Annotated in this window: 9 protein-coding genes and 1 pseudogene; 5 read left to right on the top strand and 5 right to left on the bottom strand. The window is 56.1% G+C overall.

Annotated features, from left to right (window positions below; translation table 11 throughout):
* Positions 1–99: 99 nt before the first annotated feature.
* Positions 100–402 (bottom strand): annotated as a pseudogene (locus ABLV76_RS21830) (ISNCY family transposase); the annotation flags it as partial.
* 750 nt (positions 403–1,152) lie between these two features.
* The gene (locus tag ABLV76_RS21835; protein ID WP_032456049.1) at positions 1,153–1,938 is read right to left on the bottom strand and encodes a MipA/OmpV family protein; all 786 of its coding nucleotides are present in this window, start codon (positions 1,936–1,938) and stop codon (positions 1,153–1,155) included.
* 124 nt (positions 1,939–2,062) lie between these two features.
* Between ABLV76_RS21835 and ABLV76_RS21840 the strand changes: the two genes are divergently transcribed.
* The 5 genes from ABLV76_RS21840 (at position 2,063) to ABLV76_RS21860 (ending at position 9,896) form a co-directional block, all read left to right on the top strand.
* The gene (locus tag ABLV76_RS21840) at positions 2,063–2,758 is read left to right on the top strand and encodes a response regulator (RefSeq protein WP_348878471.1); all 696 of its coding nucleotides are present in this window, start codon (positions 2,063–2,065) and stop codon (positions 2,756–2,758) included.
* Positions 2,755–3,951, top strand: coding sequence for a HAMP domain-containing sensor histidine kinase (locus ABLV76_RS21845; protein WP_004205880.1), 1,197 nt, complete (start codon positions 2,755–2,757; stop codon positions 3,949–3,951). The genes ABLV76_RS21840 and ABLV76_RS21845 overlap by 4 nt, the downstream gene beginning before the upstream one ends.
* 78 nt (positions 3,952–4,029) lie before the next feature.
* The gene (locus ABLV76_RS21850; RefSeq protein WP_065904734.1) at positions 4,030–5,178 is read left to right on the top strand and encodes an efflux RND transporter periplasmic adaptor subunit; all 1,149 of its coding nucleotides are present in this window, start codon (positions 4,030–4,032) and stop codon (positions 5,176–5,178) included.
* The gene (locus ABLV76_RS21855) at positions 5,175–8,249 is read left to right on the top strand and encodes an efflux RND transporter permease subunit (RefSeq protein WP_130944729.1); all 3,075 of its coding nucleotides are present in this window, start codon (positions 5,175–5,177) and stop codon (positions 8,247–8,249) included. Before ABLV76_RS21850 ends, ABLV76_RS21855 begins: the two co-directional genes overlap by 4 nt.
* A gap of 177 nt (positions 8,250–8,426) precedes the next feature.
* Complete coding sequence (locus ABLV76_RS21860; protein WP_065904736.1) at positions 8,427–9,896, top strand: alpha/beta hydrolase; 1,470 nt, start codon at positions 8,427–8,429, stop codon at positions 9,894–9,896.
* A 52-nt stretch (positions 9,897–9,948) separates the two neighbouring features.
* On the opposite strand, the gene ABLV76_RS21865 is transcribed toward ABLV76_RS21860, so the two are convergent.
* The 3 genes from ABLV76_RS21865 to ABLV76_RS21875 all read right to left on the bottom strand — a co-directional run bounded on the left by ABLV76_RS21865 (position 9,949) and on the right by ABLV76_RS21875 (position 11,838).
* The gene (locus tag ABLV76_RS21865; protein ID WP_348878532.1) at positions 9,949–10,683 is read right to left on the bottom strand and encodes an NAD(P)-binding domain-containing protein; all 735 of its coding nucleotides are present in this window, start codon (positions 10,681–10,683) and stop codon (positions 9,949–9,951) included.
* Entirely contained in the window at positions 10,635–10,823 is a 189-nt protein-coding gene (locus tag ABLV76_RS21870; RefSeq protein ID WP_348878472.1) for an NAD(P)-binding domain-containing protein, read from the bottom strand. The genes ABLV76_RS21865 and ABLV76_RS21870 overlap by 49 nt, the downstream gene beginning before the upstream one ends.
* Positions 10,824–10,953: 130 nt before the next feature.
* Positions 10,954–11,838 carry a LysR family transcriptional regulator gene (locus ABLV76_RS21875; RefSeq protein WP_348878473.1) on the bottom strand — a complete coding sequence of 295 codons (885 nt, stop codon included), beginning with the start codon at positions 11,836–11,838 and terminating at the stop codon, positions 10,954–10,956.
* Positions 11,839–11,933: the final 95 nt, after the last annotated feature.

Consider the following 11,933-nt stretch of genomic DNA (forward strand, 5'->3'; position numbering starts at 1 on the left):
TAACATGATAATTACTGCCTGGTCACCAATTGTCAAATTAGGTCAACAGAAAGCACACATATTGACAAATGGAGGAGGGCGATAAGCGAATTACGATCACTCGAACCCGTGATGCCCGCAGACATCAATTTGGATGCGCTCTGGGGTACAGGCCCGACGCAGGCGTGATTGATGTACGCGCGGCCGTAACTTGCCAGGGTTCCCTGAACCAGTCGGTGTCATCAGCTGGCGTACTGTCGGACCAAAATCAGCGTAATGTTCGCGGATAGTACGCAGTGCTCGTTCAGCGAGGCCCGGCATGAGTTGCCGGTTGCCAGGCTGGCCACGACGACGGTTAACAAGTGAAAGCGGCCCATGTTCACGATAGCGCTCCAACAACCGTCGGCAGTGTCTGTCAGATATCTCAAGCGGATAATATTGAGTACGTACCGGGCAAGACCATCAGGTCGTTGGTTATTGCTGGGTTTTCAACGACGACGGCTAGCCATACCCAGCGGGCCAGATTCACGGTAACGCGACAGAAGGCATCGGCACAGGCTGTCAGATATGCTCAGGCGCTGTGTGGCCATCAAGTGTAGTCAGACGCCGAACGATAACGTCCTAATAACTTTGAGTCGGTTAACTTTATCCAAAGCAAAAAACTCCGCCGCATGAGCCGTCATCAGAATCTATCGATGCTGAATCTACGAGTAACTTATCCAGGAGAAAACCTAACAACTTAGCCACCACAATATGAGTGCGCATAATGTATATTATGTTAAATAGAATATCAGGACGCGTAACCCAACCATAGTTACAACTCTACCCCATGAAATTCATAGGCTCCATCTTGTCCTCCACCGGCTGCTTACTCGTTTGTATATGACTCGCGCTGTTTTCACTCACGGTACTCTGATGCCGACCGTGCACCACGTGTCCAACAACTTCCCGCGGACCAGCGATGGCGTTTTTCATAAACTCCTCCGGCACGCATATGGCGCTCTCGATCGTCGTTGGGTTCATTAGGCGAACGCCCGACGGCGACACGCTGACCGCACCCGGCTTTCCGGCGCGGTTAACATCAGGTCTCGCTTCTGGTTGCCTATCTGCCAGACAATGCCGACTCACTCAATTTTGACCTTTCCCGGCAAAACGCACGCCATACTTTCCGACCTAAAATGTCCATGTGACAGCTGCTGTCAGTGCCGCCTCGTTACGTCGTAACACGATCGGGCTTTCATTAGCATGCTCCCCAAGCCAGGTATAGTCAGCACTCAAAACCGTGCCCCAATGGGCATCAAACTGGTGGCTCCAGACCAGACTGTTGTCTATGCCATAAAATCCCCCCGGTGCTGAATAGCGGCTATAAGCTGAGCGCTGGCTCTGCTGCAAATTCACGCCATACCAGGTATTCAGGTAACGCTTGTCGCCAAACAGGGCCGCCGTTTGAAAGGCGAACGTGTCCTGGCCAGTTTGTACGGGAATCAACGTGAAGGATGCCTGGTAGCTTACCCCCTGGCTGTCCGTTAAAGGCAGCGTCGCTTTACCTTCAACACTGAGCCAGGAAAAAGCCTGCCAGCCGACGGCAAGAGCTGTATTCAGGGAAACATCAATATCTCCCATCCCTTTCAAATTATTTGCCCCTGCCCGCCAGCTGGCGTTTTTATCCTTTCTTCCCAGATCGTACCCCAGCGTATGTTCGAAGTACCAGCCGCTGGTGTTTTGCAGGTCATACCCTACCCCTTTCTGCGAATCAATAAAGAAAGCGCCGTTACGACCCTGCAATACAGGAACCACCTGCCATACCTGCTTGTCTGAACCTGAATATCGCGGAGCGTAGCGCCCTCCCAGCCCGATAGTGAAAGAGCCGGAAGAGGCGTTATCATTTGCCTGTACGCAGGATGTGATGACCGTCAAAAGCGGTACGGTCATATACAGGGCTTTTTTTATCGCTATCATACTGTTCTCCTAACAGATGCCGGCTTCTCCTGAAGCAGGAGCTGCCACAAAATGTTGGCGCAGTATGCTTTGGCAAAATCAATGAATCGTCGGGATAGTGTTAAGAAACGGTCAAGGTGAATGGATGTTGTCCAGAAGAGTGCTGATTATTGAAGATGACGCCGATGCGGCTGGCGTGCTCGAAGCCTATTTACGCCGTGAAAATTACGATGTCGTCATTACCGGAGATGGGCTGTCCGGGCTGGATATGGCGCACCGGTGGAAACCCGATCTGATCCTGCTGGATGTGATGCTTCCGGGGCTTAACGGCACCGAAGTCCTGGCTGGCCTGCGTCGCAAAAATGATGTTCCGGTGATCATGGTCACCGCCATGGGCGATACTCCCGAACGTATTGGCGCCTTGCGCTATGGCGCCGATGATTATGTTGTTAAGCCTTACCATCCGGGAGAAGTTGTTGCTCGGGTACAGGCGGTACTGCGCCGTAGCAATAAAAAAGAAACAAAGGAAGAGATCCTTCGCTGGCAATCACTTGAAGTGGATGTCACGGCCATCGTGGCGAGTATTGTCGACGGGAACAACACACCGCGGACGTTAGACCTCACCCCAACCGAATTTTCACTACTGACCACGCTTATGCGCTCTCCTTCACGACCTTTTTCCCGCCAGCATTTACTGGAGCACTGTTTGCCGGAAAGTGAAGCCCTGGAGCGCGTGGTGGATACCCATATTTATAACCTGCGTAAAAAACTCGAGGCGGCGGGTATTTCCGGCGTGCTGGTTAACGTTCGCGGCGTAGGCTACCGGTTCAGACAACCATGACAAAAACCCGCTATTCCTCCCTGTGGCGCTGGATTTGCGCACGTATATTAGCGCTGGCCATCGGAAGCGTAATTGTCATAGCGACCTGTATGTGGCTACGTTATGCGGTGCAGAATTACTGGAACCTGGGCAGAATGCCGGCATCGGTCCGACAAGAGTTTCTTGCGCTCAGCCAGAACCCGCAGGCGGACCCGGCGCGCTTCCATCAAATCGTCGATACCTGGTGGGGGTTGAGTTATTCAACACCCTCCATCGCCTCGGCAGACTGGGTCACCGTGGCGTTACTGGTCCTGGTCATGATCCCTTTTATTGTGGTGATGGGGTTGAGATATGCCAGGCCACTGGCGCTGCAGTTCAGCCGGTTGCGTGATGCGGCAAAGGACGTCGCCGAAGGGCAATTTGGCCGTCAGGCAGAGCTCATCAGGAATGCGCCGGCTGAAATGGTCAGCTTTGCCAGTGACTTTAATACCATGACGGGGAAACTGGCCCGCTATGAAAAAGAGTTACGTACCTCTCATGTGGCCATGGCGCATGAGCTTCGCTCCCCCCTGACTGCCGCTATCGGACGTTTGCAGGGCATGCTGGATGGCGTGTTTGATGCCAGCCCGGAACAACTGGCAATGGTAATGAAACAGCTTCAGCACCTGAATCGCCTGACCGATGAACTTCATCTGCTCTCACTGTCTGATGCCGGGAATCTGGTTCTGGAAAACGAACCCTTTCGTCTGGATGAGCTGCTTAAGGAACGGGTGACATGGATCATGCCCCAGGCTGATGCACATCGTTTTACCATCAGGCTTCATCATTCTCAGGCGTGTCCTTTCAAAGGCGATACGTTCCGTATGGGCCAGGTGTTTACTATCCTTATGGAAAATGCCCTCCGTTACGGGCGTGATGGCGGCTTTCTTGATGTCACGCTGCACTACGCCAGCGGGCAATATTGCCTCGAATTTCGCGATGACGGCCCGGGGGTATCCTCCCGGTTCCTGCCGGAAATGTTCAACCGTTTTAGCCGGGAGGAGCAGTCGCGTGCCCGCCACTCCGGCGGCAGCGGTCTCGGTTTGTCGATTGCTCGCGCGATTTGTCAGGCCCATGGTGGCAGTATCAGCGCGTCGTTACCTGAAACCGGCGGACTCGCAGTCAGCATTTTGTTACCCTGGACGTCGTCTGAGATGGAAAATAGCCGCTCTTGATAATACCTTGACGAAACGTCGAATCTTTCTCGACTAAGCGCGCATTTAATAACGCCGTAACCTATATGGAGCGGCGTTATGTCAGATGAATTTTTACTCTCCCTCCGCCACAGTCTGCACCATTTGTACGACGTGGCGCGCACCCTTTCCTGGCTGCACTTTCTCCCTCTGACCCTTCTTTCGGTAGTGATTTTTCTGCTGCCCGGATGCGGGGACAACCATGGTAATACGACTGATCCTGTGCGAACGGTGCGCTACGTTGTTGTTGGCTCAGCGCAAACCCTTCCCGCGCTGGAAAGAACCGGAGAGATCCATGCGCACGATGAAACGATTCTCAGCTTTCGTACCGGCGGCCGGATAGTGACGCGTAGCGTCGATATTGGCGATCGGGTCAATGCAGGGCAACTGCTGGCCACGCTTGAAAATACAACCAGTCAGAATCAGCTCGATGGCGCACAGGCTGATTATGAAGGAGCCAAAGCCGCTGCTCAGGTTGCTGCACTTAACCTCAACCGAATGCAAAAGCTCATGCCAACAGGCGCGATTGCCCGCACGCAGCTCGATACCGCCCGCGCAGACTGGCTTGTCGCCCGCGCGCGTTTAAAAAACAGCGAGTCCGCATTGCGTAATGCCCGGGAAAGCCTTGGCTGGACGCGTTTGATGGCGCCGCAAAGCGGCGTGATCACCGAAGTAAGCGCCTCTGCAGGTCAGGTGGTCAGTGGTGGTCAGTCGGTGTTGACGCTGGCGACCGGTGAAGCCCGCGATGTGGTGTTTGATATCGCTAAACCCGATGCGATCCCGCCACAGGAACAGGCTGGCTTGCGAGTGTCCCTCCTCAGCGACCCGTCGGTGCAAGCGTCCGCCGCGCTAAGAGATATCAGCCCGCAGGCCGATCCTCAGACCCGCACATGGCGCGTCAGGGCTACTCTGCAAAACCCGCCGCTGGCAATGGCGTTGGGCGCCAGCGTCACCGTCACGTTACCCGCAACCGGCCCGCATGGATACGCCCTTCCCGCTTCAGCGCTGAGTCGCGTCGGCGACAAACCGGCAGTTTATGTAATTAATCCGCAGTCGCAGGCACAGCTTCGCGTGGTGGTGCCAGCATACTATACCGCCACCTCGGTCATTATCTCCGGCGGCCTTGAACCAGGCGACCGGGTAATTACCGCCGGCGTGAGTAAATTACGCTCCGGCGAGCCGGTGATTGCCGGGGAGTGCGAATCATGAAACCAGTATTGAATGAGAAAGTTAACCTCTCCGCCTGGGCGCTAAATAATCAACAGATGGTCAGTTTTTTCATGCTACTGATCATTGCTATGGGCGCGTTCTGTTATGAGAAGCTGCCACGTAATGAAGATCCGGCGTTTACGATTAAAACGGCTGTCGTTTCCGCGCAATGGCCCGGGGCATCCGTAACGGATACCACCCGACTGCTGACCGATACGCTGGAAAAAAAGCTGCAGGAAACCCCCTGGCTTGATTATCTCGAAAGTGAATCCCGTGCCGGGAGAACCGTTATTTATGTCAATCTTCGTGACGATACCCCGCCGGAAAAGGTGCCGGATATCTGGTATCAGGTACGCAAGAAAATGCAGGACATTGCCCCGTCGTTGCCAGAAGGCGTTCAGGGCCCCGCCGTCGACGACGAGTTTGATGACACGTTCGGTACGATTTATGGCTTTATACCTGAGGGCTATACCCTACGGGAGGTCCGGGACCAAGTTGAGACCATTCGCCGGGAACTCATGTCGTTACCGGAGATCGGAAAAACCACTCTGCTGGGTGAGCAGCAGGAACAGATAGTCCTCTCTTTTTCTCCAGCGCGTCTGGCAGGTATGGGGCTGAACATCCAGCAGGTAGCGGATGCCCTCAGAGCACAAAATGCGGTTGTCCCGGCAGGTATAATCCGCACCGGACAGGAAAATATGGCGATAAAGGTCAGCGGGGAGCTGACATCTGAAGCGAGCTTACGTGCCGTCACGCTGCATATTAACGATCGTTACCTTCCTCTGACGGATATTGCCACCGTTAGCCGGGAAAACGGCGAGCCTCCCCAACCGGTTTATCGGGTCAACGGCAAACCCGCCATCGGGCTGGCTATCTCGATGGCGCCGACGGGTAATATGCTGCGTTTCGGCGCCGCGCTGAATGCAAAAATGCATGCCATCAGCGTCACGCTGCCGCACGGTATTGAGATGGTCAAGGTTGCCGATCAATCAGCGGTGGTCAGCGACGCCGTAAGCGGGTTTATCCGGGTGCTTATCGAAGCCGTGGCGATCGTCCTGGCCGTTTCGTTTGTCTCACTGGGTTTACGAGCTGGACTGGTCGTGGCTGCGGCCATCCCCCTGGTTCTGGCCATGACCTTTACGGGAATGATGCTGGCAGGAATAGGTCTGCAGCGTATTTCTCTCGGCGCATTGATTATCGCGCTGGGCCTGCTGGTCGATGACGCCATGATCACCGTGGAAACCATGGTCTCTGGTCTGGAAGCCGGGGATTCCCGCCGGCAGGCGGCTACCCGGGCTTTTAAAACGACCGCATTTCCGATGCTGACGGGCACCCTTGTGATGATTGCCGGGTTTATTCCCGTGGGATTTGCTGCGTCCAGCGCCGGTGAATATTGCTTTTCCCTGTTTGCCGTGGTGCTCATCGCCCTGCTGTGCTCATGGGTTGTCGCGATCCTGTTTTCACCGTTAACCGGCACGTGGCTGTTATCTGACAACATCAGACAGAAGGCGAAAGGTCCTGGATGGATGGCCCGCGGATACCAGTGGCTACTGCGCAAGGCGTTGCGTCACCGCTTCGCCACCGTGTGTATTGCCCTCATTGTGCTTGGTCTGTCCGTATACGGAACAACCTTTATGCAGGGGGAGTTTTTCCCCGCCTCCGACAGGCCAGAATTGCTGGTAAGCCTGACGCTACCGGCAAATGCCTCGCAGTCGGAAACGCAAAATAGGGTTGAAAAGCTGGAGAAGGCCCTGGCAGGCAACCGCAACGTTGAGCGCTTTTCGACATACGTTGGGTCGGGAGCGATCCGTTTTTACCTGCCTATGGATGTGCTTCTGGCAAATGAAAATATCGCCCAGATGGTGGTGGTGGCTAAAGATCTTAAAGCGCGGGATCGTCTTCATCGACAGTTAAACAGGATACTGGCTACGCGCTTTAGCGACATCATCACGCGCGTATCGCCCCTGGAACTTGGGCCCCCGGTCGGGTGGCCAGTCAAATACCGGGTGAGTGGGCCTGACTATCTGAAGGTCAGGTCGATCGCGAATCGCCTGAGTGATGTCATTGGTCGGTCTCCCTCTTCCCGCGAGGTTAATCAGACGGCAGGCGAGCCGGAAAGAGTCATGACCCTCAAGGTCAATCAGACCGCCGCCCGGGCTGCGGGTGTGTCGTCAGAAAGTCTGGCCCGGATGCTCAATACCGTCTGGTCCGGCAGTATAGTCACGTCGGTTCGCGAAAATGACCGCCTTGTCGATGTAGTGCTCCGGGCCAGGGACAATGAGCGTCTTAACCTCGCCACCTTCTCTTCGCTGACTATTCAGGGGAATGACGGTAAACAAATCCCCCTCAGCGCCTTTGCCACACCAGTCTGGGGCGTGGATGATCCGGTGATCTGGCGTCGACAGCGTTTGCCTTTCATCACCGTGCAAACTGACCTCGCACCGGGACTTCGCGCCGAAGCAGTATCCGCAGCGTTGCGACCAGCGGTAGACAGGTTGCGCGCGGAACTGCCTGAAGGCTACAGCATTGAAGAAGGAGGCGCGGTTGCTGAATCTGAAAAAGGTAATAGTTCGGTCTATGCGGTTCTGCCGGTGACACTGGTCATCATGCTCTTGCTGTTGATGCTCCAGTTGCGCAACTATTCCCGTATGGCGTTGGCTATACTGATGGCCCCGTTTGGTTTACCGGGTATCGTACTGGCTATGTTACCTGGCGGAACACCGATGGGATTTGTCGCTCTGCTTGGCGTGATTGCGCTCGCTGGCATGATCATTCGTAACGCCGTCATACTAATTAGCGAGGTTGACAGCAATCTTGCTCAGGGGATGGCAAGCGATGCCGCCATTATTGCGGCCGCAGAGCATCGTGCGCGCCCCATCTGCCTGACTGCCTGTGCCGCCATTCTGGGGATGATCCCCATCTCCCATCAGGTATTCTGGGGACCGATGGCCTATGCGATTATTGGGGGGCTACTGATTGCCACGCTGGTTACACTGACCGTTTTACCTGCATCGTTAAGCCTGTTGTTACACCTGAGAATGATGTCCTCAGGCGAGACTTGTGAAAAATGAGTGGCGTGCCGTCGTATCCTCGTCTCAGGGGGTTGCCAGGTTATTCGCTGCAAGTCAAAGAACTTGCTCACCTGCTGCTGCAACGCCTGGGTAACAGGAAACCTAATAAAAAGTAAATCTCCCTGACCATGTTTATTTATACTCAGAAAACATGTCATTAAGAAAGGAAGCTACGCATTGAAATGGCTAACCTGGTTAAAACGTATCGTGTTGTCCCTGCTGCTGTTGATCGTTGGCGCTCTGGGACTACGCCTTTATGACATTCAGCGCGGGCCCGATCTGCAGCTCTGGCATACCTGGGTTCCGCATGAGATGGACGCGGATGAAATCGACAATGCTGACTGGAACGATTACATCAAAAAAGAGAATGCGCTCTTCAGTGAGGTAAAACGCCAGGTTACCGATAAGCTGGACGCTTCGCAGCAAACCGAACTGAATCGTTACTACAGTCACAGCCCTATCTATCCGGACTCGTTTCCCACCAACTGGAATCGGTCATATATCATGATGCCGGATGGCAAACCGCAAGGCGCCGTGGTGTTGCTGCATGGTCTGACGGACACGCCCTACAGCCTGCGGCATATCGCTGAAAATTACCGGCAACAGGGTTATGTCGCCATCGGTATCAGATTACCGGGCCATGGGACGGTTCCAGCCGGGTTGACCGATGTGGACTGGCAGGACTGGCTGGCCGCCACGCGCCTGGCGGTGAGAGAAGCGAAACGACTGACGGGTAAAGATGCGCCCCTGCATATCGTCGGATTTTCCAACGGCGGCGCGCTGGCAATGAAGTATTCGCTGGACGCGCTGGATAATGCCGAACTGGCAAAACCCCAGCGGGTGATCCTGATTTCTCCGATGATCGGTATTACTAGCTTCGCGCGTTTTTCCGGCCTCGCGGGCTGGCCCGCGTTTCTTCCCGCCTTCTCGAAAGCCGCATGGTTAAACATCATGCCCGAATTTAATCCGTTTAAATATAACTCCTTCCCGACGAACGCCGCCCGGCAGTCCTTCCTGCTGACCAAAGCGCTGCAAAAGCAGATAGTGGCTGACGCGAGAAATCAGAAACTTAACAGCTTACCGCCGGTATTGACCTTTCAGTCCGTCATGGATTCAACGGTCAGTACGCGGGCGATCGTGACGGCGCTGTATAACCGCTTGCCGGATAATGGCAGTGAAATTGTCCTGTTCGATTTAAATCATGCGGTCAGGTTTAATTCATTATTACGCCGGACGTCTTACACCGCGCTGGCGCGGTTGCTGCCCGCAGCGCCGCGAGCTTATCAAACCACGATCATCACTAACGCCAATTCCGCCAGTACAGAGATGGAGATCCGAACAACACCTGCCGGGAAAACAGACACTACGGTGGAGAAGCTACAGGGACTGCATTATTTACCGGACGTGTATTCGCTTTCTCATGTCGCGCTTCCCTTCCCCTTGAGCGATTCGCTGTACGGACGCTATCCCCATCCGCTGAATCAATACGGGATCAGCCTCGGCACGTTTGCAGCTCGCGGCGAGCGTTCTGTGCTGGTAGTGGGTCTGGACTCGCTGATGCGCCAGTCTTCCAATCCGTTTTTTCCCTATATGATCAAGCGCATTGACGAAGGGATCGACACTCGCCCGGCTCTCTCCGGGAAATAACTCTTCTCTGGATAAGTGGCCACCACGGCCACTTTTTCCTGAGGATGCGGTACTACGCTTTCGCCGACGCCGACAGCCACTGATATATCGAGGACAAATCCTGCCCGGCATATCCTGCGTCCGCCGCCTGCTGCCACAGTTCGGCGATGTTATCCAGCCCCGGCATGGTGTGCGGCTCGGCCAGGGAAAGCGCCAGCCGGGCATCTTTCAGCGCATGCGCCAGCTGCATCTGCGGCACGAATTGCTCATTGGCGATGGCGTCCAGTTTGACTTTGACATACGGTGCGGCCAGCGGGCCGCCTTCCAGGGCGCTCCACAGCTGGTCGGGAGTAAAGCCCAGCGTCTTCGCCAGCTGAGCGCTTTCCGCGATGCCCTGCATCATCGAAATCAGCCAGGCATTGAGGACCAGCTTCATTTTCTGGCTGTTGCCCGCCTCACCAAACCACTGCGTCCCACGTGAGATAGCGGCAAATATCTGCTCCGCCGCGCCACATTTTTCACGCTCCCCGCTGGCGAGCACCAGGATCTGCGCCTTCTCCGCCGGGGCTTTGGTCCCTGAAACCGGAGCATCGACGAAGGTCATCGCCGGCTGAAGCTCCCGCAGCAAGGCGATAGCCTGCTGGGTCTCCGGCAGGCCAATGGTGCCCATCTGGCAATAGATCGCCTGCGGCTGACAGGCAGGCGCAATTTGCGCCAGTACCTCCAGGGTAGCCTGACCGTCGGCGAGCATACTGATGATCACCTCAGCATCGCCACCGCCTGCTGCGGCGTGGCGTGCAGAGATAATCCCTGCGCCTGTAAATCCTCGCCGCGCGCTGGCGAACGGTTCCAGCCCGCGACGGTAAAGCCCTTCTTCAGTAGATTGCTGGCAAAAGCGTGTCCCATGGCGCCGAGTCCCAGCACCGCGACCTTTGGTAATGTACTCATCTTGTCTGTCCTGATTCGCGTATTAATAAATGGCGGACGTCTACTATCGCATCTCTGGCACGGAAGTCAGTAGCAATAACCGCCATAAAAAGTGACACTGTCACTACGTCATGGCCATGTTTATAGCGGCTCAGGGCTGGCGGAGCCACTCCAGCAAGCGGCGCATTGCTGGCGACAGGCGGTCGTCATCCTGATAGCACAGGCACAGCCGACGCAGCGCCCAGCGATCCTGTAATGTGATAACGGTGAACCGGTAGCGCGGCTGATAGCGTTCGGCAATAACGCGCGGCAGGATCGCCCCGCCGGCACCGTGAGCCACCATCTCGCAAAGCCCTTCAAAATGGCTCATCCTGATGCGGACGTTCAGCGCCTGGCCGAGTCCGGCGGCCTGCTCTTCAATATGCTGCTGCAGCGCGCTGGTCTGATAGAGCGCGACCAGCGGCTCATGGATAATCGTCGCGAAAGCCACTTCGGCGGTTTCACGCAAGGCATGGGCCGGCGGCACGATCAGCACCAGGGGATCCTCCGCGACGGGCTCCAGACGCAACGGCCCGGGATCGACCGCATCGGACACCACCCCGGCCTGCGCTAAGCCCGCCAGAATGCTGCTGACAATATCCGCGCTGGTGCGCTCTTCGGTGTCGATCTGTATCCCGGGATGCGCTGCCATCCACGCGGCGAGTTTGCCCGGCAGAAAAGCCGACATCGCCGAGGTATTGGCAAACAGGCGCAGCGTTCCCTGCTGACCGCGGGCGAAGGCGTGCATCGCCTGGCGCACACGCCGCTGCTGCTCTAACAACGGACGAGCATGGCGCGCCAGCACCTCCCCGGCCTCGGTCGTTGTCACTCCCCGGGCATGACGGTGCAGCAGCGGCACACCGACCTCCGCCTCCATTTTGCGCAGCCTTTCGCTGGCGGAGGCCAGCGCCAGATGGGCCGCCGCCGCCCCGCCGGTAATGCTGCCGGTATCCACGATGGCGATAAACAGCCGCAGATCGGCGAGATCCAGTCGCATGACGCCCTCCTTCCCTTCGGTTTTACCGTAGACTTTGGGCAACATACCGCATTGTCCCCCCCGCGACCAGCTGTTTCAATGCCCTTCTCTGAGCC

This window comes from Klebsiella sp. GB_Kp047 (assembly GCF_040065235.1).
Lineage (GTDB): Bacteria > Pseudomonadota > Gammaproteobacteria > Enterobacterales > Enterobacteriaceae > Klebsiella > Klebsiella quasipneumoniae.